Source organism: Paraburkholderia sediminicola (genome assembly GCF_046026675.1).
GTDB classification, from domain to species: Bacteria; Pseudomonadota; Gammaproteobacteria; order Burkholderiales; family Burkholderiaceae; genus Paraburkholderia; species Paraburkholderia sediminicola_F.
Genome location: NZ_JAQQEY010000002.1, coordinates 3792204 through 3817852 on the forward strand (window position 1 = coordinate 3792204; position 25649 = coordinate 3817852).

The 25649-nt window shown below is 61.7% G+C and carries 22 protein-coding genes and 1 pseudogene; 12 read left to right on the forward strand and 11 right to left on the reverse strand.

From position 1 onward, the window contains the following. Positions 1–430 precede the first annotated feature (430 nt). The 4 genes from PQQ86_RS36680 to PQQ86_RS36695 are packed head-to-tail and all read left to right on the forward strand — an operon-like array spanning position 431 to position 9617. Entirely contained in the window at positions 431–1684 is a 1254-nt protein-coding gene (locus PQQ86_RS36680; protein WP_408278574.1) for an efflux RND transporter periplasmic adaptor subunit, read from the forward strand. A 15-nt stretch (positions 1685–1699) separates the two neighbouring features. Beyond that, a complete protein-coding gene (locus tag PQQ86_RS36685) occupies positions 1700–4831 on the forward strand; it encodes an efflux RND transporter permease subunit (protein WP_408278577.1) in 3132 nt (1043 codons plus the stop codon). After that, positions 4828–8139, forward strand: coding sequence for an efflux RND transporter permease subunit (locus tag PQQ86_RS36690; RefSeq protein ID WP_408278580.1), 3312 nt, complete (start codon positions 4828–4830; stop codon positions 8137–8139). Before PQQ86_RS36685 ends, PQQ86_RS36690 begins: the two co-directional genes overlap by 4 nt. Beyond that, positions 8136–9617 carry an efflux transporter outer membrane subunit gene (locus PQQ86_RS36695; protein ID WP_408278583.1) on the forward strand — a complete coding sequence of 494 codons (1482 nt, stop codon included), beginning with the start codon at positions 8136–8138 and terminating at the stop codon, positions 9615–9617. The genes PQQ86_RS36690 and PQQ86_RS36695 overlap by 4 nt, the downstream gene beginning before the upstream one ends. Before the next feature lie 23 nt (positions 9618–9640). Here the strand turns inward: PQQ86_RS36695 and PQQ86_RS36700 are convergent, their stop codons facing one another. After that, positions 9641–10672, reverse strand: a complete 1032-nt coding sequence (locus PQQ86_RS36700) for a saccharopine dehydrogenase family protein (protein WP_408278586.1) — start codon at positions 10670–10672, stop codon at positions 9641–9643. A 180-nt stretch (positions 10673–10852) separates the two neighbouring features. On the opposite strand from PQQ86_RS36700, the gene PQQ86_RS36705 reads away from it, so the two are divergent. After that, complete coding sequence (locus tag PQQ86_RS36705) at positions 10853–11464, forward strand: TetR/AcrR family transcriptional regulator (protein WP_408278588.1); 612 nt, start codon at positions 10853–10855, stop codon at positions 11462–11464. A 61-nt stretch (positions 11465–11525) separates the two neighbouring features. Here the strand turns inward: PQQ86_RS36705 and PQQ86_RS36710 are convergent, their stop codons facing one another. Continuing rightward, a complete protein-coding gene (locus tag PQQ86_RS36710; RefSeq protein WP_408278591.1) occupies positions 11526–11957 on the reverse strand; it encodes a hypothetical protein in 432 nt (143 codons plus the stop codon). An 80-nt stretch (positions 11958–12037) separates the two neighbouring features. Then, on the reverse strand, positions 12038–12526 hold the full coding sequence (soxR, locus tag PQQ86_RS36715) for a redox-sensitive transcriptional activator SoxR (RefSeq protein WP_408278594.1): 489 nt from the start codon (positions 12524–12526) through the stop codon (positions 12038–12040). 83 nt (positions 12527–12609) lie between these two features. Between soxR and PQQ86_RS36720 the strand changes: the two genes are divergently transcribed. The 3 genes and pseudogenes from PQQ86_RS36720 to PQQ86_RS36730 all read left to right on the forward strand — a co-directional run bounded on the left by PQQ86_RS36720 (position 12610) and on the right by PQQ86_RS36730 (position 15150). Further along, positions 12610–13632 carry a questin oxidase family protein gene (locus tag PQQ86_RS36720; RefSeq protein WP_408278597.1) on the forward strand — a complete coding sequence of 341 codons (1023 nt, stop codon included), beginning with the start codon at positions 12610–12612 and terminating at the stop codon, positions 13630–13632. 58 nt (positions 13633–13690) lie between these two features. Beyond that, positions 13691–14458: pseudogene (locus PQQ86_RS36725) on the forward strand (TonB-dependent receptor domain-containing protein); the annotation flags it as partial. Between the two features lie 233 nt (positions 14459–14691). Then, positions 14692–15150: a hypothetical protein gene (locus tag PQQ86_RS36730; protein ID WP_408278600.1), complete on the forward strand. Its 459-nt coding sequence runs from the start codon at positions 14692–14694 to the stop codon at positions 15148–15150. Positions 15151–15285: 135 nt separating this feature from the next. On the opposite strand, the gene PQQ86_RS36735 is transcribed toward PQQ86_RS36730, so the two are convergent. From PQQ86_RS36735 to PQQ86_RS36745, 3 genes are all read right to left on the reverse strand, one after another. Beyond that, positions 15286–15669 carry a hypothetical protein gene (locus tag PQQ86_RS36735; RefSeq protein WP_408278602.1) on the reverse strand — a complete coding sequence of 128 codons (384 nt, stop codon included), beginning with the start codon at positions 15667–15669 and terminating at the stop codon, positions 15286–15288. 129 nt (positions 15670–15798) lie between these two features. Next, positions 15799–17256 (reverse strand): NCS1 family nucleobase:cation symporter-1, encoded by a 1458-nt coding sequence (locus PQQ86_RS36740; protein ID WP_408278605.1) that lies wholly within the window; start codon positions 17254–17256, stop codon positions 15799–15801. A gap of 169 nt (positions 17257–17425) precedes the next feature. Then, positions 17426–18307, reverse strand: a complete 882-nt coding sequence (locus PQQ86_RS36745) for a PDZ domain-containing protein (protein WP_408279443.1) — start codon at positions 18305–18307, stop codon at positions 17426–17428. A gap of 115 nt (positions 18308–18422) precedes the next feature. On the opposite strand from PQQ86_RS36745, the gene PQQ86_RS36750 reads away from it, so the two are divergent. Genes PQQ86_RS36750 through PQQ86_RS36760 form a run of 3 tightly spaced genes read left to right on the forward strand, consistent with a single transcriptional unit; the run spans position 18423 to position 19632 of the window. Further along, positions 18423–18941 (forward strand): helix-turn-helix transcriptional regulator, encoded by a 519-nt coding sequence (locus PQQ86_RS36750; protein WP_408278608.1) that lies wholly within the window; start codon positions 18423–18425, stop codon positions 18939–18941. A 20-nt stretch (positions 18942–18961) separates the two neighbouring features. Next, entirely contained in the window at positions 18962–19378 is a 417-nt protein-coding gene (locus PQQ86_RS36755) for a VOC family protein (protein WP_408278611.1), read from the forward strand. Then, a complete protein-coding gene (locus tag PQQ86_RS36760; RefSeq protein ID WP_408278614.1) occupies positions 19375–19632 on the forward strand; it encodes a hypothetical protein in 258 nt (85 codons plus the stop codon). Before PQQ86_RS36755 ends, PQQ86_RS36760 begins: the two co-directional genes overlap by 4 nt. 50 nt (positions 19633–19682) lie before the next feature. Here the strand turns inward: PQQ86_RS36760 and PQQ86_RS36765 are convergent, their stop codons facing one another. Together PQQ86_RS36765 and PQQ86_RS36770 are read right to left on the reverse strand one after the other, a co-directional pair. Further along, positions 19683–20804: a YncE family protein gene (locus tag PQQ86_RS36765; RefSeq protein WP_408278617.1), complete on the reverse strand. Its 1122-nt coding sequence runs from the start codon at positions 20802–20804 to the stop codon at positions 19683–19685. 359 nt (positions 20805–21163) lie between these two features. Then, complete coding sequence (locus tag PQQ86_RS36770; protein WP_408278619.1) at positions 21164–21481, reverse strand: DUF4148 domain-containing protein; 318 nt, start codon at positions 21479–21481, stop codon at positions 21164–21166. 89 nt (positions 21482–21570) lie between these two features. Here PQQ86_RS36770 and PQQ86_RS36775 point away from each other — a divergent pair, with 89 nt between their 5' ends. Then, positions 21571–22770: a LysR family transcriptional regulator gene (locus PQQ86_RS36775; RefSeq protein WP_408278622.1), complete on the forward strand. Its 1200-nt coding sequence runs from the start codon at positions 21571–21573 to the stop codon at positions 22768–22770. Here the strand turns inward: PQQ86_RS36775 and PQQ86_RS36780 are convergent. From PQQ86_RS36780 to PQQ86_RS36790, 3 genes are all read right to left on the reverse strand, one after another. Next, positions 22767–23711, reverse strand: a complete 945-nt coding sequence (locus tag PQQ86_RS36780; protein ID WP_408278625.1) for a cupin domain-containing protein — start codon at positions 23709–23711, stop codon at positions 22767–22769. The genes PQQ86_RS36775 and PQQ86_RS36780 overlap by 4 nt on opposite strands. Positions 23712–23884: 173 nt before the next feature. Continuing rightward, positions 23885–24655 carry an ATP-binding cassette domain-containing protein gene (locus PQQ86_RS36785; RefSeq protein WP_408278628.1) on the reverse strand — a complete coding sequence of 257 codons (771 nt, stop codon included), beginning with the start codon at positions 24653–24655 and terminating at the stop codon, positions 23885–23887. After that, entirely contained in the window at positions 24655–25641 is a 987-nt protein-coding gene (locus PQQ86_RS36790; RefSeq protein ID WP_408278631.1) for an ABC transporter permease, read from the reverse strand. The genes PQQ86_RS36785 and PQQ86_RS36790 overlap by 1 nt, the downstream gene beginning before the upstream one ends. Positions 25642–25649 lie beyond the last annotated feature (8 nt).

A 25649-nucleotide genomic window follows, 5' to 3' on the forward strand; every position in this document is an offset into this window, starting at 1 on the left:
ACATGTATCACTCCGGTAACTCAAGCCTTGCGCGCCCCTGGTACATTGATGCCATGCTTGATCTCAATGGTTGTCCACCCGCTTCCACCAAGGCGAACATGAGTAACACACGGTCTGTCAGCAAGGCCCTCCCGGCCGTCGGCGATTCGCCGCACGCGCTATTCCGCGGCGTCACCTTGATAAAACGTTACCGCCGATTACGAAGCGCATTCATCGTCACGAATCCAATCACCAGCCCATAACATCGCCCCGTGCCGGTCACAACGTTATGCAATTTGCGCAGTCCGCTTTGCTTGCAATTAGATAACAGCAGTCCAAACAGTCGTTGGGTTGTGACAACGCGCGAGAACCATGGCATGTTCCCAACATCCCGGCAGAGAATGACTCCCCGTCCGACTATCAACGGCAGCATCTGTTTTCGGAGATACCTATGAGCGAAGCCGTGTCCAAGCAACCCAAGCGCTCCCGACGCGGGCTCATTCTGTTTGCGGTTGTCGTGCTGGCGCTAGTCGCGCTTGTCGTTGTCCACCTGTTGACCCAGAAGAAACCCACGCGCGACGTCGCACCCATCGTCGTCACTGTGGCGAGCGCCACACTCGGCTCGATGCCAGTCACGTTAAGCGAACTCGGCACGGTCACGCCGACCGCCACCGTGACCGTGCTGCCGCAGCTAAGCGGCTACCTCACGGCCGTCGGTTATCACGAAGGCCAGGAAGTGCAGAAAGGCCAGTTCCTCGCCCAGATCGATCCGCGCCAGTATCAGATCAGCAAGCAGCAGGCTCAGGCGACACTCGCCAAAGACCGCGCGACGCTCGCCCAGGCGCGTGCCGATCTGGTCCGCTTCACGCAGTTGAACGAGCGCAAGTCGATCGCCCAGCAGACCTTTGCAGATCAGCAATTCCTGGTGCAGCAGGACGAGGCTGCGGTCCAGGCCGATCTCGCCAACATCGCCCAGTTTGACCTCGACCTGACCTATTGCCGCATCACCGCGCCGGTCGCCGGCAAGGTTGGTCTGCGCCTCGTCGACCCGGGCAACTACGTGACGGCGTCATCGTCGACGGGGATTGTCGTCATCACCACCATCAAGCCGACTACCGTGCAATTCACGGTGCCGCAAGACGCGCTGGCCTCCATCGTGCAGCGCCTGAATGGCGGCGCGACCTTGCCGGTCACCGCCTATTCCAGCGACAACGCGCGCGAGGTTGCCACAGGCGCGCTTTACGCCGTCAGCAACCAGATGGCCACGTCGACCGGCACCGTCACCTTACGCGCCACTTTCGCCAACGAGGACGAAGCGCTGTTCCCCAACGAGTTCGTCAACGTCAAGTTGCTGGTCGATACGATGCAGAATGCCGTGCTGGTGCCGACTCCCGCTGTGCAAACCGGCGCGCCGGGCGACTTCGTCTATCTGGTCAATGCGAACAACACCGTCTCGGTACACAAGGTCAAGCTCGGCCCGAGCGACGGCAAGAACACAGTCATCCTGTCCGGCCTCTCCCAGGGCAACCAGGTCGTCACGGACGGCACGGACCGCCTGAACGACGGCGCCAAAATCCAGGCGGCCAAGCCGAAGCCCGCCGCGGCTAGTGCGTCGGCCAGCGGCGCCGCCGCGGAGCCTGCCGCCTCCGAGCCCGCTGCTGCGTCCGCGCCAGCAGCGGCGTCGGCCAATGCTGCTTCGTCGTAGCGGGCTCACGCGCCGATGAACATCTCCCGTCTGTTTATTCTTCGACCGGTAGCCACGCTGCTGCTGATGATCGCCCTCGTGCTGGTGGGCCTCGTCGCCATGCGCGTGCTGCCGGTTTCATCGCTGCCCAACGTCGACTATCCGACCATCCAGGTGCAGACGTTCTATCCGGGCGCGAGCCCGGACGTGATGGCCACCACGGTCACGGCGCCGCTCGAAGTGCAGTTGGGCGAGATCCCCGGTTTGCAACAGATGACGTCGTATAGTTCGGACGGCGCGTCGGTCATCACCCTGCAGTTCGATCTGTCGCTGAACCTCGACATTGCCGAACAGAACGTCCAGCAGGCCATCAACGCCTCCAACAGCTACCTGCCCTCCGGTCTGCCGGCGCCGCCGACATATGCCAAGGTCAATCCGGCCGACCAGCCGATCCTGACGCTCGCGGTCACGTCGAAATCGATGTCGCTGACCCAGCTTGAAGACGTTGCCAACAACCGTCTCGGCACCAAGATTTCCGAGGTGTCGGGCGTGGGCGTGGTCACGACGAGCGGCGGCAATGTCCCGGCGATCCGCGTCGAAGCGGACCCGCACAAGCTGGCCGCCTACGGCCTGAACATCGACGATCTGCGCACGCTGCTCAGCTATGTCAACGTCAGTCAGCCGAAGGGCAATTTCGACGGGCCGGACCTCGATTACACGATCAACGGCAACGATCAGATCACCGATCCGAAGGACTATCTGGACACGGTGATCGCCTACCAGAACGGCGCCCCGGTGTTCATGCGCGACGTCGCGCGGGTCAGTCAGGCTGCTCAGGACGTCGAGCGCGGCGCCTGGTACAACGGCTCGCCGGCCATCGTGCTCAACGTGCAGCGGCAACCGGGCGCGAACGTGATCGCGACCGTCAACCAGATCATGAAGCAACTGCCGCAGCTCGAGTCCACGCTGCCGGCCGGCATGAAAGTGACCGTGGTGTCGGACACCACGGGCGTGATCCGCTCGTCGGTCTCCGACGCGGCATTCGAACTGATTCTCGCCATCGTGCTGGTGGTCGCAGTGATCTTCGTGTTCCTGCGCAACGTGCCCGCCACGCTCATTCCGAGCATATCGGTGCCGGTGTCGCTGATCGGCACGCTGGCCGTGATGTACCAGTTGAACTACTCGATCGACAACCTCTCGCTGATGGCGCTCATCATCGCCACCGGCTTCGTGGTCGACGACTCGATCGTGATGATCGAGAACATCGTGCGTTATCTGGAGGAAGGCAAGACACCACTCGAAGCCGCGCTGGAAGGCGCGGGCCAGATCGGCTTTACGATTCTGTCGCTGACCATCTCGCTGATTGCCGTGCTGATTCCGCTGCTCTTCATGGGCGGCGTGATCGGTCGTCTGTTCAGCGAATTCGCGGTGACGCTCGCCGTCACCATCGTGATCTCCGCAATCGTGTCGCTGACCGTGGTGCCGATGCTCTGTGCGCGCATGTTGCGCGCGCAGGCCGACCGTCATCCGAGCCGCTTTGAGCGGATCAGCGAGGGCCTGTTCGACAAAACGCTCGGCGCCTATGAGCGCGGGCTGCGCTGGGTGCTGGATCACCAGGTGCTGACGCTCGTGGTGGCCGTCGGTACGGTCGTGCTGACCGGCATCCTGTACGTGGTGATTCCGAAGGGCCTCTTTCCGGTGCAGGACGTCGGCGTGATCGAGGGTATTAGCGTGGCCGACAACTCGGTGTCGTACGCCGCGATGGTGAACCGCCAGGGCGCGCTCGCCGATGCGATCCTGAAAGACCCGGATGTCACCTCGCTGACTTCCTACGTGGGTATCGACGGCACGAACTCGACGCTGAACAATGGGCGCTTCCTGATCAATCTTCGCGACCGCGACAAGCGTTCCGACACGGCGCAGGAAGTGGCCCGGCGTCTGCAACAGGAAGTCGCCAATGTGCCGGGCGTCAAGCTCTACATGCAGCCCGAGCAGGATCTGACGCTCGACACGACGGTCTCGCCGAACCAGTACAGCTTCGTGCTGCGCGGACCAAGCCAGCAGGCTTTCCAGAAGTACGTGCCGGAACTGATAGCGAAGCTGAAGCAGATTCCGTCGCTTGCCGACGTGCAAAGCGACATGAATACCGACGGCCTCAGCGTGAACGTCGAAGTTAACCGGCAGTTGGCGGCGCGCTTCGGCATTACGCCCGCGACGATCGACAACGCGCTGTACGACGCGCTCGGCCAGCGGATCGTCTCGACCATCTTCGAGCAGTCGAACCAGTACCGCGTGATTCTCGTCGCCAAACCGGAATCGTTGCCGAACGTGCAGTCGATCGGCAACCTGTATCTGCCGAGTCAGACCAGCAGCACGGGCCAGGTGCCGCTGTCGGGCATCGCGAAGATCCAGATCACCAAGTCGCCGCTTGTGATCAGCCATCTGGCGCAGTTCCCATCGGTCACCATCTCGTTCAATCTCGCGAAGGATGCGTCGTTGAGCACCGCCGTCAAGGCCATCCATCAAGCCGAACAGTCAGTGAACCTGCCGCCGTCGATCACCTCATCGCTGCAAGGCGCGGCCCAAGCATTCGAGGATTCGCTGTCGAGCGAAGTCTATCTGCTGATCGCGGCGCTGGTGGCGGTGTATATCGTGCTCGGCGTGCTGTATGAGAGCTTTATCCATCCGGTAACGATTCTGTCCACGCTGCCCTCCGCGGGTATCGGCGCCCTGCTCGCGCTGATGATCGCCGGCAGCGACCTGGATGTGATCGGCATTATCGGTATCGTGCTGCTCATTGGTATCGTCAAGAAGAACGCCATCATGATGGTGGACTTCGCGCTGGACGCTGAACGCAATCACGGCAAGCCGCCGCGCGAGGCGATCTTCGAGGCTTCGCTGCTGCGTTTCCGCCCGATCCTGATGACCACCCTCGCCGCCATGCTCGGCGCGCTGCCGATGCTGCTCGGCAGCGGCACGGGTTCGGAATTGCGCCGGCCGCTGGGTCTCGCGATCATCGGCGGTCTGACGCTGAGCCAGGTGCTGACGCTCTTCACCACGCCCGTGATCTATCTGTTCTTCGACAGAATGGCCGAGCGTACGAGACGCTGGCGCAACCGCAATAAACCGGAGAGTTCGCCTGGCGGCGGTGCGGAGGAAACGCCTTGAACATCTCGGCGTTATTCATCCGGCGGCCCGTCGCGACCACGCTTCTGGCCGTCGCGATCATGATCTCCGGGGCGCTCGCCTACTTCCGGCTCCCGGTTGCGCCGTTGCCGAACATCGCCTTTCCGGTCATCGTGGTGCAGGCGAACATGGCGGGCGCGAGCCCGGACATCATGGGGACCACGGTGGCCGAGCCGCTCGAGCGGCGGCTCGCCACGATTGCCGACGTTGAGGAGCTGACGTCGATCAGCTCCGTCGGCTCGTCGCTGATCGTGGTCGAGTTCGGCCTGAAGCGCGACATCAACGGCGCCGCGCGCGACGTCGAAGCGGCCATCCAGGCGGCGCGGGCCGATTTGCCGACCACGCTGCGCAGCAACCCGAGCTATCGCCAGTACAACCCGGCGGATGCGCCGATCATGGTGCTCTCGCTGACGTCGGACACGCTCACCAAGGCACAGCTCTACGACTCCGCGGATTCGGTGATCCAGCAGCAACTCTCGCAAGTCCAGGGCGTGGGTCAGATTACGCTTGGCGGCGGCGCGCTGCCCTCGGTACGTGTGGAATTGCAACCGGGCAAACTGAACAGCTACGGCATCGGTCTGGAAGACGTGCGCGCGGCGATCAGCGCCGCCAACGCCGATAGCGCGAAGGGCCATCTCGACGAGGGCGACCAGCGCTACGTGGTCACGTCCAACGACCAGATCACGCACGCCGCCCCGTATCGCGACCTGGTGGTCGCCTACCGCAACGGCTCACCGGTCCAGTTGCGCGACGTGGCCCAGGTCAGGGATTCGAACGAAAATATCCGCAATGCCGGGCTCTTCAACGGCAAGTCCGCCATCCTCGTGATCGTGTATCCGATGCCGGGCAGCAATGTCGTGAGCACCGTCGCACAGATCCGCAAGGTCCTGCCCTCGATCGAGGCGACGCTGCCGAGCAGTGTGCACGTGGGCATCGCGATCGACCGTTCGGAGTCGGTCAGAGCGTCGGTGGGCGACACCGAGCGCACGCTGTTCATCGCCGTGCTGCTGGTAGTGGGCGTCGTGTTCATTTTCCTGCAATCGCCGCGCGCCACGCTGGTGCCGGCCGTCGCACTGCCGCTGTCGATCGTGGGCACCTTCGGGCCGATGTACCTGCTCGGCTACAGCATCGACAACCTTTCGCTGATGGCGCTGACCATCGGTACCGGCTTCGTGGTCGACGATGCGGTAGTAGTGCTGGAAAACATCGTGCGTCACATGGAGTTGGGGCTCAGTCCGAAAGAGGCCGCCTTGAAAGGCAGCGGCGAAGTGGGCTTCACGGTGATCTCGATGAGCCTCTCGCTGATCGCGGTGTTTCTCCCGATCATGCTGATGCCGGGTGTGGTCGGCCTGCTGTTCCATGAGTTCGCGGTCACGCTCTCCATCGCCATCCTGATCTCGCTGGTGATTTCGCTGACGGTCACGCCGGCCATGTGCGCCTACGTGCTGAGCCGCGACAACGCCGGGCATTCGAAAGCGCGTTGGGCGATATGGGTCGAAAAGCAGTTCGATCGCTTCAAGAATGCCTACGCGCGCTCGCTTACGGCCGTACTGGACCATGCACTGCTGGTCATCCTGCTGTTGATCGGTCTACTGGTGGGCAACGTGTTCCTGTTCAAGCTGGTGCCGGCCACCTTCTTTCCCGAGCAGGACACGGGCATCCTGATTGGACAGATCATCGCCGACCAGAGCATCTCCTTTCCGGCGATGCAAAAGAAGCTCACGCAATTGCAGGAGATCGTGCAGAAAGATCCGGCCGTGGCCTCGGTAGCGGGCTTTACGGGCGGCCGCGCGCTCAATACGGCGAACGTGTTCATCGAACTCAAGCCGCTGGCGCAACGCCACGCCTCGGCCACCGAGGTCGTGAACCGCCTGCGGCCCAAGCTCAATGCGGTCTCGGGCGCCCGGCTGTTTATCCAGGCACAGCAGGATCTGCGAATCGGCGGACGGCAATCCGCTGCCGAGTATCAATACACGCTCACCAGCGACGACTCCGCCGCGCTGTTCAAGTGGACACCGCTACTCGTCGCCGCGCTCGGCAAGGAGCATGCGCAGTTGCTCGACGTGAACTCGGACTTGCAGCAAAACGGTCTGCAGACCTACGTCACCATTAATCGCTCGACAGCGGCGCGCTACGGCTTTGCGCCGAACCAGGTCGACAGCGTGCTGTATGACGCGTTCGGCCAGCGCACGGTGTCGACTATCTACAACCCGCTCAACCAGTATTTCGTGGTGATGGAGGTGGCGCCGGATTACTGGCAATACCCGCAAGCGCTCAACCAGATTTACCTCAGCACGGCGTCGGGCAACGCCACCGGCACGGCAGGCACGCAGATGCCGGGTGCCACGGTGTCGGGCGTGACCGTGGCGACCGAAGCCAGTGCGACCACGAACGCACTCAACTCGAACGCACAAGCCAACGCAACCACCAACAGCATTGCCAATAGCAAGGGCGGCAGTTCGACCGGCAGTGCGGACAGCACGTCGGCTGAAACCATGGTGCCGCTGGCGGCGCTGGCTTCGTTCTCGAACAGCCATACGTCAACACAGGTGAACCACCAGAGCGGCCTCGTGGCCGCGACGATTTCGTTCAACCTGCCGGCGGGCGGTTCGTTGAGCAAGGCGGGCGTGGCGATCAACAACACGATCCGCGAGATCGGCATGCCCGCCAGCATCCACGGCTCGTTCGCCGGCGCGGCGGCGGCCTACTCGCAGTCCATGGGGACGGTGCCGCTTCTGATCCTGGCGGCGCTCGGCGTGGTGTATATCGTGCTCGGCGTGCTGTACGAAAGCTCGATCCATCCGTTGACCATCCTGTCGACGCTGCCGTCCGCGGGCATCGGCGCGACGCTGGCCTTGCTGATCTTCGGCACACCGTTCTCCGTGATCGCGTTGATCGGCATCATCCTGCTGATCGGTATCGTCAAGAAGAACGGCATCATGATGGTCGACGTCGCGATCCATTTGCAGCGCACCGAAGGCATGCCGGCGAGGGACGCGATTCACTCGGCCGCCGTGGTCCGTCTGCGGCCGATCATGATGACCACATTCGCGGCCGTGCTCGGCGCGGTGCCGCTGGCCATCGGCATTGGCCAGGGCGCGTCGCTGCGGCAACCGCTCGGTATCACGGTGATGGGTGGCCTGATCCTGAGTCAGGTCTTTACCTTGTACACGACGCCGGTGATCTACCTCTACCTCGACCGCTTGCGTTTCAAGCTGGTCAGATGGTCCGCCAACCTGCCATGGAATCGCGACGCGCAGCAACCCGGACAACCGGATACGAGGGCATGACGATGAAGATTTCCCGTAACCGCTTTGGCCGCCCTGGTCGCTTTGGCCACCTTCGGCCGCTGGCCGTCGCGACGCTGGCCCTGCTGGCCAGCGGCTGCATGGTCGGCCCGGACTACCACCGGCCGCCAGTCAACGTGGCCGCCACTTACTCGGAGTTGCCGGGCTGGACGCAAGCCGAGCCAGCGGCGGACAAACCGAAGGGCGACTGGTGGACGGCCTTCAACGATCCGCTGATGGATCAGCTCGAACCGCTGGTGTCAGTGTCGAACCAGACCGTGCGCGCGGACTACGCGAACTATCAGGAAGCGCTGGCAGAAGTGCGGGCGGCGCGTGCGGGCCTGTTCCCGACCATCGGCGCAACCGGTTCGGGCACCAAGGCGCGCAGCTCGGTCGGCAATGCCGCCCGAGTGGTCAACTCGGCCTCGCTGGAAGGCAACGTCAGCTGGGCGCCTGACCTGTGGGGCCAGGTGCGGCGCACGATCGAAGAAAACGCCGCGACAGCGCAATCGAGCGAAGCGACGCTCGCCAATGCGACGCTCTCCGAGCAGGTGGCGCTGGCCACGGCGATCATCCAACTGCGCACCAGCGACGCCAATATCGACCTTCTGCAGAAGACGGTCGTGGCCTACCAGCACTTTCTGGACGTCGTGTCCGACCAGGATCAGGCGGGCACCATTCCGCCGTCCGACTTGATCTCTGCCCGCACCCAGCTCGAGACGGCGCAGTCCAATCTGATCGCTCTCGGCGTGGCGCGTGCTCAAGACGCACACGCGATTGCCGTGCTGGTGGGCAAGAATCCGGAAGAGCTCTCGATTACGCACAGCACTACGATGCCGGTGCTGCCGGGCGTGCCCGTCGGCGTGCCGTCGACGCTGCTCGAACGCCGGCCGGACATCGCCGCAGCCGAGCGCAAGATGGCTGCGCAAAACGCGGCGATCGGCGTGGCCGTGTCGGCGTACTACCCGGAGATTTCCCTTTCCGGGCTGGCCGGGCTCACGCAGTCGCCATTGTCCGGTCTGTTCAACGTGGCCAACTATGTCTGGTCGCTCGGCGGCAGCGCCACCGAAACGCTTTTCGACGGCGGCTTGCGCAGCGCCGACGTCGACGCTGCGAAGGCCGCCTACGACTCGGCCGTCGCCAACTACCGGGGCACGGTGTTGACGGCGTTCCAGAACGTTGAAGACGATTTGAGCGGCTTGCGAATTCTGGCCGAGCAGTCGGTCGTCCTGGATACGGCTGTGCAAGATGCAACCCGCGGCGCCGAGATCGCGTTCAACGAGTACCAGGCCGGCACAGTGGACTACACGACCGTGGCGACCGCGCAGGCCACACAGTTGGCCACTCAGCAGACCGCGCTGAATGTTCAGGAGACGCGCTTGCTGGACGCGGCGTCGCTATTCGGCGATCTGGGCGGCGGCTGGTCGGCGGACCAGCTGCATGATCCGCGGCATCCGGACAGCCGGGCAGCGTCGCAGTGAGCGCCTGAAAGCAGGACCACCATTCACGGCATCTCCAATGCCAGATGCTCCTGACCCAGCGACTCCAGAAAATCACGCGCGTCGAAGGCTTCGCCGGCGGCGAAGACGCCTGCCCGGTGGACCAGCCCTTTGACGACGCGCCTGACCGCTTCAACCACCAGGGGCGCGCTGATTGCGTAGATATCCTGACCGCTTGCCGATGCGCGACGTTCATTGCCTCCCGAGCGCACGACGACGTCGACCAGGAAGGTTTGCGCGGAGCGTCCGTTTTCGTCGACCGCGACAGGCGGCGACGCATCCGGCTCCAACAGGTCTTTAACCGCCACAGCCGTCATGTACGAGCGAATCTCGGGTGTCTTCAGATGACGCGCGATCGTCACCGTATCCGCCATCGTGAATTCTCCAATGACCGGTTGCGTGCCGAGCGGCGCAGGGAACTGCCATTCGCCAACCGGCGCTGCGTCCGTGCGGAACACCATCTGCCCTTTCGTAAAGACAAGGCGGCGCCCCGCCCTACGCTGCCTCGAAACCTGGCCCGCCGCCCTTGTGCCGAGCGTCGGCTTCCAGCTGCTGAGCCCATAGGCGATGCAGATTTCGTCCGCTGCCGTCCAATCGCCCATTGCCGCCGTGGCAAGCAGATCGCCCAAGCCGCCAAAGAATGCCATCCCCGGCACGATCACGATGCCCGCCTCTCGCGCCCGTTCAGCGTAATGCTTGAACGCGTCCAGATTGGCCTCCAACTCCGCCGCGACGTCCAGATACGGAATCCGTGCACGCAACGCGGCTTCGATCACCGGCGCAGACGTACTCGCGAAGGGGCCGGCGCAATTGATCACAGCGGCCGCACCCGCAAGCGCCCGGTCGAGAGAATCCGCGTCATCTACCGACGCGGGCCGAATATCCAGCCCGGGGTAAGCGGAGCCCAAGGCGTTCAGCTTGCTGGCATCGCGTCCGGAAATGATAGGTCTCCAGCCGCGCCTGACCAGTTCAGACACCACGAAGCGGCCGGTGTGGCCATAGGCGCCGAAGACGGCCACGGTTTGATTCGACGTCATTGCAGACCTCCAGTTGTTATGGTGTTTCTTCGAATGGGGGAACAGCGGCCTGGCAAGGCAACAACGCTACAGATCTGTATCTTTTTATGAAGAGTAGAGTACAGATCTGTAGCGTGTCAAGGGATATGTTGGTACAGTAATCGGTAAGCTAAAAGTTTCCGTCTCTCAAGAGGACTAGCCATGAGCAGAGGCGCACCTACCACAGCAAAAGAAGGCGGAACCGCCAGTTCCGCCAGCGTGCGGGAACGCATACTCGATACGGCGGCTGAGTTGTTCTATCAGGAGGGTGTCAGAGCCGTCGGGGTCGATCTCGTCGTCGAACGGTCAGGGGTTGCGAAGACCAGTCTCTATCGGCACTTCACGACCAAGGACGATCTTGTCGCTGCGGTGCTCGAGCGGGACGACGTAAATTATTGGGCGGACTGGGACAAGACCGCGACGCGCCACCGGAACGCCCCCAGAGACGAGCTCACGGCTCACCTCAAGTGGATCGCTCGTGACATCGCCGCACCGAAATACCGCGGCTGCCCTTTTCTCAACGTGGCAACGGAGTTTCCGGCGCCGGATCATCCCGCGCGGGTGGTGGCCCTCAGGCATAAGGTGGAGTTGCGCCGCCGTCTCTGTACGCTAGCGAAGCAAATCGGCGTTGCCCGGCCGGACAATCTGGCCAACCAGATCGCACTTCTTATCGACGGTGCCTACGTCTATGGGCAGTTGGCAAACAAGGAGGCAGCGCAGCCGCTCGTGCCGGCGGCACTTGCGCTGATCTCGGTCGCGGACAATGCTGGCTGAGCCGTGCGGGGAAGGCGATGTACGTCGTCGCTAGCAAGCGTGTGTTCGACGTGCGGAGTAATCAATGGTACGTCGTCGTAGACGACTGCAGCTTCGTCAGCACGCCACGTTTGAATCGGAACCAGCCTTGCGAGCTTTGCATCACGACTTCATCGCTTTGCCAAAATACGCGCTTGACCGTCATCCGCTCACCCAGGCGCTGTACAAGCGGCGGATGGTGGCGAAAGTCGTACAGCACCGGGCCGGAATCAGTTTGCACGAGCATGCGCGTGACGGTGTCATTTGCGTTGCCGATGTCATCGAAGTGCGCGAGCGTGTTCGCACCGAAGCGATCGAAAATTTCCTTGTCGAGCATCCCCACGAAATCACGGTCGACGCGCTCGAACTGCAGTTTGCCCGCGGGCGTGACGAGTGGGCCCGGTTCGTTGCTTTGCGCATGAACGCAAGTCGCGAAAGAGGTGGCTGCAAGCGCAGCGAGGAATAGTCGTTTCATGCTTCCTTTTGAGTTCAGCGGCGTCTGCGACGAAGGAGGCCGCGTGAGCGCTTCATTGGTGAGTTATCACTTCCGCCGTCTCACGTCTTCTGCTTATCCGCGATGTCGTCCGCCAACACAGCGCGCGAGGTGTCACCCAGCAGATATCGCGGACCGCTTCCCCGTCGTCGGGCAACATCGTCGGGATTGTAGAGAGAACATGACTTCAGCGAAAGGCAGCCGCAGCCTACACAGGACGCAAACTGATCACGCAATGCAATAAGACCATCGATGCGTTCCTGAAGCAGAGGCTGCCAGGCGCGAGAGAGACGTTGCCAATCCTGCTTGGTCGGAGTGCGTTGCCCGGGCAACGTCTCAAGGGCAGAACGAATCTCCGAAAGGTTCAATCCGACAGCCTGCGCGGCGCGGATAAACCCGACGCGACGGAGGACCTCCCTTCGATACTGCCGGTGACCACCTTCTGTTCGGGTACTGCTGATCAGCCCCTGTTCCTCGTAGAAACGAATCGCACTCGCCGCTACGCCCGAGCGTCTGGCAAGTTCACCAATTGCAATCGTCGTCTCGTTCATGACGTTTCCACGAATTCTCTCTTGACTTCAAGTCTACTTGAACTTTCACAATGGATTCGTTCCTTTGATCGAGAGATGGCAATATGCGCAAGGACCCCGTTAAGCTCAAGTTGAATGAGCTTCTGGATGCAAACGCTCGTTTCGACCTGATGGCTAGAGGTACAACCAACCATTGTCCGATGGCGCTTGTCGCATTGGCCGGGATGGGGGCATCGCCAGCTCGACTGCAGGATTTCTTCGATATGTGGGAGCGCGAATATGCATTGAGTGCGCCGCCTGTCGGCACAATCGTCAGCCGTCACGAATGGTCGCGACAACTCGGCAATGCCGCCGCATTCGGCGCTTTGCGCCTGTGTTTTCTGGATTGGATCGCCGAAACGGGCTCCGTCCCGGTCATCGCGGCAGTGCTGAAAGAGGTGCCGTTCGCACCGGCAACGCAGGCCTTTCACGCGCTTATCCGCTTGGCATACGGCATCGAGGTGGCGCATCCCGGTGAAATCGCCTCCGGCCTCGCCGCGTTAATCTCGTCGCACCTGCCTATTGATGCCCATTTCGACGAGGCCCGCACGGCAGAAAACGTCGATGCCGGGTTTGACAACGTCGTACGTGCAATAGACGACACGGTTGTACAGGGCAACTCGATCACATCACGCTTGCGCGCCGTTGCATGCGATGTGCGGTTCAGGCAGGCCGTTCTTGCGCCTCCGGTTACTGTCTCCTTACTCGACGACCTGACGCGGGCGACGATTAGTGCCTACTGGCGCTCGCCGGACTTCACGGTGCTTCACACGGTTACTGCAACACGCGCGGCGCGAATCCTCCTGGCACAATTGCCTGACGCGTTGGCTGAACAGTTGCTGCCCGGCTTGTGGATTGCACTGTGCGCGGCGTATGCAACGGTCCGCAGGCCCGCGAACGTTGAAACAGATTCGCCTGACGCTGTCACTGGCTGGGATGACGTGTGCCGGATGGCCGTGGCGTCAAACGATGATCATGTGATCAAGTTAACGTACACGTGTCTTTGCGAAAACCGTCGCAATCCATCACCGCTTTACTTGGCGTCAGCGGCGCGCATAGTCAGTCCATCGGTCGACAATTCGATCTGAATGGCAACGCCTGCGTGGCGTCTTATTTTTTTGATCGTTATTGATAACGATTCCCAGCCGCGACCGCTACGATCAGTATCTAACCCGCGCAACGGCATTCAACAGCAAGACCGGCATCATGAGCCGCTCATCGGATGCGAACCTTGGCCGCAACGATTCCGACGAGATCGCCACGATCGGCGCGGTCGGCGACCTGAACCTCGCGGGTATGCGCCACGAAGTCTATGTGGGCGGCGAATACGAACGCCAGCGCTCCTTCCGTGGCGACACGATCCGCGGCAAGGCGGTGTCCGGATTCGACCTGTACGACCCGGTCTATGGGACGCTCTCGACGGGCGGCACAGCGAGCGCGTCGCAAAGCGACAGCCTCTCGAAGGTCCATACATACTCGCTGATTACGCAGGACACCGTCCACCTGACCGATCGCCTGATTGCCGTCGGCGGTGTGCGCTGGGAAAACTGGCAGCAACTTTCCGGCGTTGGGCGCCCATTCGTCATCGCCGATCACTCGCACGGACAAGTGTGGCTGCCGCAGTTCGGGCTGGTGTACAAGCTGACGCCCGCGTTGTCCGCCTATGCGAACTTCAGCAAGTCGTTCGTGCCGAACGTCGCCACGGAGGTCAGCGAGCCCCTCGCGCCCGAGCGCGGTCGGGTCTACGAAGCCGGGTTGAAGTTCGAAACGAAGATCGGCAAGATTCCAACGCGCGTGCAACTTAACGTGAAGAACGTCTTCGACAAGACATACTACCCGTCAAGCAGCAGCAATCTGATCATTGCGGTCGGCGAGGCACGTCTGGTGATGCTCAATACAACGTTCTCATTCTGAGGGACCGGGATAGATAGCGAATGGCTTCGGCCACGTTTACCGCGATCATTCGTATTCGACCCTCACCTGGCCAGATCTGGCTGAACGCCGCCGGTTGTTGAAGTATTCCGCGCGACGAAAATGTCACCGGGCGTGCAAGTGCGTGTAAATTCGAACCCAGTGGTTTTCGACCCGCCACTGGTCTTCGAATCGGTCGCCATCGGCGTTGGTCTTATGGACTTACAGGAGCCGGTATGAGCACGAAGCACAACAAAAAAGAACATCTTGAAGCCGCAGCATCGCATCACGAGCAGGCCTCGCGATTTCACCGCGGGGCGTCGCGGCATTTCGAGGCGGGTAAAGACTATGCCCACGCCGCACACCAGGCGATGATGGCCCATGGCCATACGTTGCACGCGATCGATCAGGCACACGATGCCGGCGCACACAGTGCGAACACGCCGCCGACCGCACCTGCATCGACCGGCTCTGGCGCAGACAACACAAACGCCGCAAAACAGCACGCAATGGCGGCTGAGCTTCACGATCAGGCGGCGCAGCATATGCGCCACGCCGTCAAGCTCTTCGATCAGGACCGTAGTGCGGTCGCACACGACGCACAGCTAGCGCTCTCCCTCGCACTGCGCGCCTTGTCGCACGGCAACGAGGCCGCGAAACTATTTATCAAGCTCGCTCCCGTCGATGCGCCGTGAGTGATGTCGGCCTTCCCGGCGCCGGCACCGGTGCTGATCAGCACCCTTTGTCGCGTCGCGCGGATTTACGGTCATGGGCCAGCCGTCAGGAGCCGCGCACGGTGTGCGCGGCTGCTTCCAGCGTTGCGCTCGAGACTAGGCCTTTCGATCCAGCAAGTCTGCCGCAATAGACTTCGCATGCGCGACGGCCTCGTGCGGGTCTGGGAATACACCAAGCTGTTCCCAGTGTTCTTCGACCGCGTAAGTCCCTTTCATACCGAGTGCCCTTTGTACGCGCAATTGCGCCGCGTACTTGCCGTCCTCCAGCGGTCGAGCCGTTGCAATCACCTTGTGCGGGAGACCGGATTTCTCCGGTTGAACCAACTCAACGTGACCGCCCGGCTCACCGATATCCTTTAACGCGTTCCTCACTTTGCAGTCTGGGCAGTAGAAGCACCACCCCGCGTCCTCGTGAATGGATCTAACCTGCCCGCGGGCCAGCACGGCGCGACATTCAACGTTTTCGCAGATGAACGGCATAGCAGTCTCCGGAGTTGTTTGCGAGAAATCCTAGCATGCCCGGCGACGTCCAACCATAAGCATTGTTGCCGTGCCTGTTCCGCGCGCCAGAAGCCGGGCGCCGCCCCTACCATCGCGTCAGGAAAACCTTCAGGCACGGGTCGGCGCGATCGCCGTACGCGGCCGCAGCGTGGCCATGATCAGGTACATGCCGCCGCCGATCACCACGCCGAAAAACCACCCATAGGTATTCCACCAGACCGGCAGCAGATTGGTGAAATTTGGCAGGAAAGTCGAAAACACGCTGCCGACCGCGGCGGAGACCAGCGCGTTGACATTCCAGCCGCCTTCGTAACGATACTCGCCGTGCTCCTGATAGAGCGCCGCAACATTGATATTGCCCTTGGCCACCAGGTAGTAGTCCACCAGAATGATCCCCAGCAGCGGGCCCATCGTCGCGCCGATGGCGTTGACGAAGTGTGCGGCGTTGCCTTCCCACGGCGCGAACGGATAGAGCACCAGCGCGATGGCCGCGGCGATGTAGCCACCCTTCTTGAAGCTGATCCGCTTGGGGAACGTGTTGGAGATGTCGAACGCCGCCGAAACGAAATTGGCCACGACGTTAATGCCCAACGTGGCGACCGCGAAGGTCAGTGCCGCGATGAGCGCCAGCACCCAGCTGTCGAACTTGGCCGAGATCTGTTCGGGGTGAAGCAGCACTTCGCCGTACACCTTAAAGGCGGCGATGGTGGTGACGCCGGCGACCAGCGAGAAGGCGATCAGGTTGACCGGCAGGCCCCACAAATTTCCTTTCTTCACTGCGTCGCGATTTTTCGCATAGCGCGAGAAGTCGCAGAAATTCAGGTAGAGCGCCGCGAAGTAGGTGATCCAGGTCGCGCCAACGGCCATCAGCGCCCAGAACGAGCCTGGCTCGCCGCTGACGCCGGCGTCGCCGGTCTTCTGGAGCAGCACGTCCATCGGAATGCCATGGGTGAATGAGAAGCCGCCGGCTTTCACGCACAGACCGATCGCCAGGATCAGCATCGCGACCCACACCGCCGGGCCAGCCCAATCCTGGAACTTGCGCACCGTTTCCATGCCCTTCTGGATGATGAGCAACTGCAACGCCCAGATGACCACGTAGCAGATCACCTCCAGCCCCGAGTGGCCAAGTACCTGCGTACCCTTGTGGAAAGCCATCAGGCTGTCGCTGCGAATCAGCAGCGCGACCATCGCGCCCGACGCGGCCGCCGTCTGCGCGCCGTACCAGAAGCAGGCCACCACGGCGCGCACCATGGCTGCCAGATTGGCGCCCCACACGCCAAAGGAGGCGCGCGCCAGCACCGGATAAGGCACGCCGGTCTTCTCGCCGGCGTAGCCAATCAGGTTCATGAGCGCGAAGATCACCAGCGAACTGAGCCCGATCGCCAGCACGAAGTTGATAAAGCTGCCGCACAGCAGGAACAGGCTGGCTGCGAGGTAGTAGCCCCAGAGGCTGTGCACGTCCGAGGTCCAGACGTTGAAGATGCTGAAAGCACCCCAGTTGCGCTGTCTGGCGGGCGCGAGATCTTCGTTGTAGAGGCCGGGGGAAGGATCGCGGATTTCCATCTGTCATCTCCTTTGATCTTGTGGAACCAAGGAAACACCGCCGGACACGCCCGCGCGGAGATCTACCCGCGTCTGAAGCCTGCTGGTATGTCAGAACTGTATGTGCTTTGCCGCCTCGTTTCGAATGGGTTAACCCTGGTCGGGATGCGTGCCGGCGCAAGCCTGCTGATCATCTAACCGCGACCGAAACGAAACTGCGCGCGTGATTGCGCTGGATCAGCACGGCGACCTGTTTCCCTGCCTTTGCTTCGAGAACGGTGACGTCCGCCTGCGTTTCGACCAGCGTGTCATTGAGCGACAGGACGATATCGCCAGGCTGGATGCCCGCGTTTGCCGCCGGCCCGTCAACGCCGTCCACCATCAGACCAACAGCCAGGTCGCTCGCGCGCCGCTCGTCCTCATTCAGCGGATGCATGCTTAAGCGCAGGCGATCCCCTGAGCCGCCTTCGGCTGGTCGAGCTTTGGGGCTTTCCGCGGACGCGCCGACCCTGACCGTGAGTGTCATCGGCCTTCGATTGCGGATCAGCTTCAGAGTGGTTTTCGTCCCAGGCGGCAAAGCGGCCGCATCCTCGCCGAGTTCGGTCGAGCGATCAATCGGCTTGTCGCCGATCCGGACGATCACGTCGCCCGGCTTGAGGCCGCTCGCGGCGGCCGTTGTGCCGGGCGCGACGGAATTGACCAGCGCACCTGCCGGTCGCGGCAGACCAAAGGCCACGGCGAGGCCAGGGCCGACGTCCTGCACCTCCACGCCAAGACCGCCAGGAGAGGTCGCTTGCGCAGCTTGCACCTGCGATCGCACCTTGGCCGCCATGTTGATCGGAATGGCAAAGGCCAGGCTGGGGGACCTGTCCGAGTCCGCGTAAATCTGCACGTCGATGCCGACCACCTCGCCGGCACGGTTGAACAGCGGGCCGCCCGAATTGTCCGGGTTGGCAACGATATCGGTTTGAAAAAAAGGAAAACTGCTCCCATCCTGGAGCGTGCGAGACGTGGCACTGACAATGCCCGCGGCAACCGTATTCGCGAAACTGTCGGGCGAGCCGATCGCCAGGACCGATCCGGCACAGCGAGTCGCGGCAGCGCCGCCCGCGACCCAGCCTTACGCGCGTGTCGGGTACCCGTGTTAAGCCTAAACTAGCCGGATACCGTCGCCCCCCCCGGAACTCATGCCACTTCGCGAAGACCATCACGCCCAGCCGCTTGCCTCGTCCTCCATACCGGTCGGCGCCGACGCGTTGCCGGACCCGGCCCTGCTGCGCCGCCTGCTACGCGCCAAGGACCGCATGGACGCCGCCTCGCACGAAGCCTGGCCCGTCAAGCGCCTCGCCGAGGTCAGCGGCGTCTCCGAAGCCCATTTCGCGCGCTCCTTCAAGCGGGCCTTCGGCCTCCCACCGCACCGCTATCTGCTGACACGGCGCATCGAACAGGCCATCACCCTCCTGCGCGACACTGAACTCAGCATCACGGAAATTGCCTTCGCCACCGGCTGGGAAAGCCTGGGCACCTTCGGCCGCATCTTCCGCGACATCACCGGCCAAAGCCCCAGCGCCCTGCGCCTCGAGGCTCAGGCCAACATGCCTCCACTCGACCGTGTGCCCGCCTGCGTCCTCAAGGCCGCGCAGCGCCCCGACCTCAACATCGCAGTTTTGGAGAAGCGCCGCCGCATGGCCAAAGATACATTCTGACCATCAACCAGGGAGGTGCCATGAACCAAGGTGTAAATGTAGTGGGCTTGTACGTCGATGACCAGGACGAAGCGCTCACGTTCTATGTCGACAAGCTCGGATTCCGCGTCCACACGGACGTGCGCAACGGTCCCTACCGCTGGCTCACGGTCCAGCATCCGGATCAGCCCTCATTCCAACTCGGCCTGTTCACACCGGGACCGCCCATCCACGACGACGCCACTGCGCAAACCTTGCGCGCCATGGTCGCCAAGGGGGCCATGCCGCCCCTGGTTCTCTCTGTGACCGACTGTCGCGCCAGCTGCGCCAAGCTGAAAGCCAGCGGCGTGGAATTCACCCAGGAGCCGGTAGACCGCTTCGGCAGTGTCGATGCCGGTTTCCGCGACCCCGCCGGCAATGGCTGGAAGATGATCCAGGCGCCGAGGAGCACGACATGAGTACCAGCACCTGGATTCGTCGGTCTCACCGGTGGGTATCCATCGCCTTCACGCTGACGGTTATCGCCAACTTTGTCGCCATGTCCCAAGGACGCGGCGCCCCGCCGCCCTGGATCACCTACGCGCCGCTGCTGCCGCTGGCCCTTCTGTTGCTCTCGGGGCTCTACCTGTTTGCTTTGCCGTACTTCAGCCGCCACCGCATCCTCCGCAGCCCGCAGTGTTCTGTTGGTGACCAGGAGGCGCCGCTCGCCTGAAGAACGTCCCTATCGTGCGAGCTGAGCCGGCCTGGGCGTTGGTGATAAGTCTAGCGGGTCGAGAACACTGAGATGCCGCCATTGGGGAATCCTGCCGCACCGGGCTGGAACGGCACATACACTTGCCCAAGCGAGCTGTCGATGGCGACAGAATGCGCGCCTGTGCCCACCGGAATCTTGAAGAGCAACTGCCGTGACGCGCCATCGATTACGCCCATCTGCGGGCTAAACCCCGACGCGGCAGCAGTACCGCTCGTGACGTAGTGCCGGGCCGGCAGGAAATAGCGGTTGGACGCCGGATCGTAACCGACCTGGTCCACCCCGCCAAATGGCAGGCTGGCTTGAATCGCGCCACTCGTACGATCGAGGATCAGCGTGATGAGGGGATCGCCGGCCGGTGGATCGCATCCAATGAGCACGTCGTTATTCGGGCCGAGCACGATGCCCGTCGGTCCGCATTTCCCTAGCGGAAACGACTTGCTAACAGTAGGATTTCCGGCAGCCGCGGAGCTGGCAGTGATGACATCGAGCTCTCCATCGGGATTGGCAGCGGTCCCGTCGTTGTTGATCAAAAAGCTCTTCGAGGCATGATCATATGTGCACGCTTCCAGCCCCGACGAACCGTTGAAAGGCAGCTTTACGACCACCGTTTGTGTCAGCGTGGAAATGAACGTGACGAACGGCGGCGAGTCTCCGGGGCTCGCATACATCACGAGATGATCGTCAGGATCGTAGCAGCCCTCATCGACGCGCGATCCGGAATTACTGATAGTGATGGTGTTGACCGTCTTTTGCGCGGTCGTATCGATCACCTTGACTGAATCGACGTCGCCGGCATAAATCGTGTTCGTGCCGGTGATACCTACGATTCCGTCAGGACCGGACTCGTTTGTCGTGGCGCCGGCGCCGATGAACGGTCCCGGAATCTGGGCGATCAACGTGTTCGATTTGGTGTCTACGACATCGACTGCTTTGTTATTGCGGTCGGTAAGAAAGTACTTGCCGGCCTCGACGTAGCCGATGTCGAAACTGAATGGCGGACTCGAAGCATTGGGCACGGCGATGTTCGTCAGTAGCTTTGGCGGTGTCGGTGCGCTGACGTTATCTCCACCTCCGCAACCGGTCAACGCGGCCGCCGCGAGCAACATCAAGGCCATCTGGCGCTTTTCCATCGATTCGTCTCCTTTCCGTTTATGGGCCTGACCGTTGGTCCACGGATCGGCCTGAGTATTTGAATTTCCCACCGCTCTCGATCGACGAGCAATTTCTTAAGGAATCTTAAGAAATGTCCATCTGAACAGATCACAATATTCCCCATCGATGCGGCTGTATGGCTCACACAATGGCGGCGCAGTAGAAAATCGGAAAGTAAAACTTATTTATGGTCTGCATTCAGTGAACGCCATACCTGTAATGAATCTGAAACATTCCGTGGCGTTCGCTCATCTCGCCGATGTTTGGGTTTTCAGACGGCTGTCCACTCAATACGCCGAAAGAAGCAACCAACGATGGCTTGTGACGCCCGCGAGCTTCAGTGACCGAAATAGATCGAGTGAGTATTTACGGTCGCCGTCGGCGCACCCGCCTGCGATGAGCCATCCGACGTGCCGCCTACATCCGTGCTCCCTTGCGCCGTGACATTCTGCGTTTGAACACGCGCCTCTGCTGCCTGGATATCGTCTGGGTAGTGCACATCTTTGGCGGCCGGCCGGTACCCGGCCTGCTCTACTCGAATCAGATCCGCGCGTACGTCGGCCCGCGTCAACGGAGCCGTAGCGTCCTGCGCGAAAGAGGCAACTGGAGCGGCGAATACGCCGGCAATCAACGCTGCATAGATAAGGGTCTTCATGATGCAATTTCTCCCGAAATTAAGTTTGGTCAGCTTCACGCCACTGTGACTGAAGCCTCCGATCTCACCACCTCGTAAAACGTGAGTGAGTGTTCCTTATTCTGTACGGCGAAGATGGATGCACGCTGACGCTCACATTACATTGGTGTCATGTTCGCTTCAGCAGCCCTCCGCTTCTTGCTGCAAGAGAGAAAATTAAGGGGTTATCCTTCGACACTCACAGCGACACACGCACGTCGATCGTTGACAATCAGTCGTCTGGCATTTTTTTGAGCGCGAATTTTGTACTTGCCACAACTCGTCCGTTGTTTCATGCAGGAAATATAGCCATGGATTATTTTGCCGCGGTACGGGCCTTCATTAACGCTGCAGAGCTGCTGAGTTTCAGCAAGACAGCCCATGAAATGGCAGTCAAGACCTCGACCATCTCGCGCTACGTGAGCGAGCTCGAAAAGGATCTGGGCATTGCCCTGTTCAACCGGTCGACGCGGGGGCTCGTCCTGACAGAAGGCGGCAGACTGTTTCGCGAACACGCCATGATTGCCCTGCAGGCGCTCGATGACGCACGCCAGGTTACGTCATCACTGAATCTCACGCCGCAAGGCGTGCTGCGCGTCACGATGCCCTCGGCATTCGGGCGCCGGCATATCGTGCCGCATCTGCCGGCATTCATGACGCGATACCCCGACATCGACCTCGATATCGTGTCGACCGATGAAACGCTCAACATGATCGAAGTCGGCATTGATGTGGCGATCCGTATCGGGGTGTTGCCCGACTCTTCGTTAATGGCTAAACGCATTGCGCCGCATCGGCGTATCGTCTGCGGCAGCCCGGCATATTTCCAGCGCAGCGGGATGCCTCATGTCCCTGAAGATCTGACCGCGCACGATACGCTTCGCTTGTCCCTGCTGCCGGACGATAAATGGTCTTTCACGCGCGTCGCGGATGCACAGGCGTCGCCGGAACAGGTCCAGGTGCAGGTGGAATTGCAAGGGCGCTTGCGCGCAGACGACTCCGAAGCCGTGTTGGAACTCGCTGTGGCCGGCTGCGGCCTGGCTCTTCTGCCGACGTGGCTCGCATCTAAGGCCCTGCGCGAAGGGCACCTGCAGCACGTGCTGCCTGAATGGGAAGCACGCACGGGACGAGCCGAACCAGCGGTCTGGGCCGTCTACCCGCCGAAGAAAATCGTATCGTCGAAGGTACGCGCGTTCGTGGATTTCTACGCCGAGATGTTTGGCGAGCCGCCGTACTGGGACGACGACCTCGCATTAGCGCTTAAGCCTTAACGGGCAAAGCGGATGTCCAGCGTGCGCAGCCAGGTCTGCAAGCCGGCATCCTGGATCGGAATCACATAAGCGTTTTCGTTCGTTTCATTGAAATGCGCATGCCAGTATCCCGGCGGCGTAACAAACGCCATCCCGGCTTCCCAATCGACGCGCGTCGGATTCGCGATATTGCCGTTCTCGTCCAGTTCAGTACCCACCAGCGTATAGACGCCTGGGCTGCCCCCGGCGATGAAGTCGAGTGCAATCGACTGGTGACGGTGCGGCTTCTGGATCGAGTTGGGCGGAACAATGCCGAACATGGCCCACAACACATGCGTGACCGTTCGCGTCTGCGGGAAGTTGGCGTTGCCCATCAGCACGCTGATGCGGTTGCGGTGACCTGCATTGGCCTCTTCCGAAACCTTGCGTAATTCCGCCTGCGCCTGGGCGGCCGGATAGAGCGTCGGCGCGAAACGCGCGCGGGCGCCGGTAGTGCCGAGATAGGTGAGCAGCGGCGCGTCGTTGACGTAATAGAGCGTGGCCGTCGCGTCGGCGAATAGCACAGCGGCATCGCCACCTGGCAGGGTGAAGAAATCGCCCTGCGCGAATCGGAAGCAGGTCTCGGCCTGCGTCACGCTGCCGGTCCCGCTAATGACGTAGCAGACCTGCGAGGTCGCGTTCGGGGCAAGCGTCAATGCGTCGCCTGCGTTGATGCGCAGGAAATTGGCGCTCAAGCCGGGGCCGGTCGCGGGGCCGGGGCAACCCAGCTCCGCGGAGAGGTCGAGCGGCACAACTCGCGTTGCGCCATCCGCGTACAGCGAAGGCGGGAAATTACGAAAAGGCACGCGCGAGATAAGCTTCGCGCCGATCGGATTGGCGGACGACGTGTACTCGAAGTATTGCGCGTCCAGGGTCGCAGCAGCGGGTTCGGCGAGAAGCGCCGGGGACGTTCTGGTCAACATGGTCTGCTCCTTAGGTGGGCGGGCTTCGTCCGGGTCCCCTCATGAAGTTGGGGTTAGCGTCCGAAAGCTGACCTGACTATAGGTGCGGGCCACTGGCCTCAGAAGTGCCGGAAATCGAAATCACTTTTGCGCAAAGGGGCATACCGTGCGTTCGCACTCGTAGCTGCCCGGTGTCAGTTTGTCGCTGCCCGCATCGCCCGATATTCGCGTCGCACGATATCCATCAGCTCCTCGACGGACGTGCTGGCTGCTTCGCGCTGGTAAGTGACACGTCCGCGCTGCATCAGCATCACGCGGTCCGCGATGTCGAGCGTCTGCGCGTAGTTGTGCATGATCATGATGATGGACAGGTCCCCTTTATTCTTGAGTCGAAGGATCAGGTCGATGATCAGTCCGGCCTCGCGGGCGCCCATTGCAGCGAGCGGCTCGTCAAGCAGCAATATCCTGGCATTCGAATTGACCGCGCGCGCGACTGCGATAGCCTGCCGCTGCCCGCCGGAAAGCTGCTCGACAGGCAGGTCGACCGAAGGCACGTGCACGCCGATCTCTTCAAGACACTCCGCGGCGCGCTCACGCATGGCGCGATTGTTCAGCAACCGAAACGGGCCTCGACGTATGATTTCCCGATTCAGAAACATGTTGTGATAGATGCTCAGTGAATTGGCGAGCGCGAGATCCTGGTAGACGCATTCAATGCCGAGTGAACGGGCGTGATCGACCGAGCGAAGCATGGTTTCCTCGCCGTCTACAAAAAGCTTGCCGCTGGTCTGCTGATGAAACCCGGTCAGAATCTTGATCAAGGTCGATTTGCCCGCGCCATTGTCGCCCAGCACGCCAAGGATCTCGCCTTGTCTTAGCGTCAGCGACACGCCGTCGAGCGCGGTGACCGCGCCGAAGCGCTTGACAATATCTTCTCCGCGCAGCGCCTCCAGCACCTCGGCCATCACAACTCCCCTTTGCGCGCGAGACGAACCACGTGGATGTTGAAGATCATGGCCCCGAGAATCGCCGCGCCGAGAATCATGTTGAAGGTGAAGGCGTTGATGCCGATCAGCGTGAAGCCGTCGTTGAGAATGCCAAGCACCGCCGCGCCGATCAGCCCACCGATGATCGTGCCCGACCCACCGGCGAGCGGCGTGCCGCCAATCACGGCTGCGGCAACGGCAAGAAACATGATCTGATTACCGCCCGCTTGCGGATCGATCGACGTGATACGAAAACCCTCCAGAATTCCGGTCAAGCCAGCGAGTAACGCGGCAAGAATAAAGTTGCCGAGCTTCAGCCGCCTGACCTGTATCCCTGCTTCGCTCGCACCCAGCGGATTCGCGCCCGACGCGATCGTATGCAAACCCCAGCGTGTATGACGAAGCAGCACGTGCATGATCGCGGCAATGGCAAGCGTCCAGATGATCTCGCTGTATCCCCATCCCCCCATGACCGCGGCAAATACGGAATCCTCCGGTGGCGAAACCGGTGTGCCCCGCGATATCGTCAGCGTGAGACCGTTCACGAAGAACAACGTACCGAGCGTCGTCACAAAAGATGGGATGCGCAGATAGACCGTCACTGCCCCGTTAATGAGCCCGACGAGGCCCGCCGCAATAACGCCGGTGAACATCGCAAGCCATGCCGGCAGGCCTGCCTCGAGAGAAAAATGCATGATGAAAGGCGCAAACGCAAAAACCATCCCGGCGGAAAGATCGATCTCCCCCCCGATCATCAGCATGATTTCACCAAAGGCAATGATCGCCACCGGGGCGATGAACTGCGAGAGATTCTGCAGACTCGCGCCAGTCAGCAGGAAGTCATGGTTGACTGTCTCGAAGTAGATGCAAAGGATGAGCGCGACGGCAAGGATGCGAATCTCGCTGGAACGCCCGAGCGCGCTTGACCAGCGCCTCGGACGTTTAGCGGGTGGTTGATTCGGCACGGCAGAGC

Coding starts and splice junctions, on each gene's coding strand:
- PQQ86_RS36680 (WP_408278574.1), top strand. CDS start 431: ATGAGCGAAGCCGTGTCCAAGCAACCCAAGCGCTCCCGACGCGGGCTC.
- PQQ86_RS36685 (WP_408278577.1), top strand. CDS start 1,700: ATGAACATCTCCCGTCTGTTTATTCTTCGACCGGTAGCCACGCTGCTG.
- PQQ86_RS36695 (WP_408278583.1), top strand. CDS start 8,136: ATGACGATGAAGATTTCCCGTAACCGCTTTGGCCGCCCTGGTCGCTTT.
- PQQ86_RS36700 (WP_408278586.1), bottom strand. CDS start 10,672: ATGACGTCGAATCAAACCGTGGCCGTCTTCGGCGCCTATGGCCACACC.
- PQQ86_RS36705 (WP_408278588.1), top strand. CDS start 10,853: ATGAGCAGAGGCGCACCTACCACAGCAAAAGAAGGCGGAACCGCCAGT.
- PQQ86_RS36710 (WP_408278591.1), bottom strand. CDS start 11,957: ATGAAACGACTATTCCTCGCTGCGCTTGCAGCCACCTCTTTCGCGACT.
- soxR (WP_408278594.1), bottom strand. CDS start 12,526: ATGAACGAGACGACGATTGCAATTGGTGAACTTGCCAGACGCTCGGGC.
- PQQ86_RS36720 (WP_408278597.1), top strand. CDS start 12,610: ATGCGCAAGGACCCCGTTAAGCTCAAGTTGAATGAGCTTCTGGATGCA.
- PQQ86_RS36730 (WP_408278600.1), top strand. CDS start 14,692: ATGAGCACGAAGCACAACAAAAAAGAACATCTTGAAGCCGCAGCATCG.
- PQQ86_RS36735 (WP_408278602.1), bottom strand. CDS start 15,669: ATGCCGTTCATCTGCGAAAACGTTGAATGTCGCGCCGTGCTGGCCCGC.
- PQQ86_RS36740 (WP_408278605.1), bottom strand. CDS start 17,256: ATGGAAATCCGCGATCCTTCCCCCGGCCTCTACAACGAAGATCTCGCG.
- PQQ86_RS36750 (WP_408278608.1), top strand. CDS start 18,423: ATGCCACTTCGCGAAGACCATCACGCCCAGCCGCTTGCCTCGTCCTCC.
- PQQ86_RS36755 (WP_408278611.1), top strand. CDS start 18,962: ATGAACCAAGGTGTAAATGTAGTGGGCTTGTACGTCGATGACCAGGAC.
- PQQ86_RS36760 (WP_408278614.1), top strand. CDS start 19,375: ATGAGTACCAGCACCTGGATTCGTCGGTCTCACCGGTGGGTATCCATC.
- PQQ86_RS36765 (WP_408278617.1), bottom strand. CDS start 20,804: ATGGAAAAGCGCCAGATGGCCTTGATGTTGCTCGCGGCGGCCGCGTTG.
- PQQ86_RS36770 (WP_408278619.1), bottom strand. CDS start 21,481: ATGAAGACCCTTATCTATGCAGCGTTGATTGCCGGCGTATTCGCCGCT.
- PQQ86_RS36780 (WP_408278625.1), bottom strand. CDS start 23,711: ATGTTGACCAGAACGTCCCCGGCGCTTCTCGCCGAACCCGCTGCTGCG.
- PQQ86_RS36785 (WP_408278628.1), bottom strand. CDS start 24,655: ATGGCCGAGGTGCTGGAGGCGCTGCGCGGAGAAGATATTGTCAAGCGC.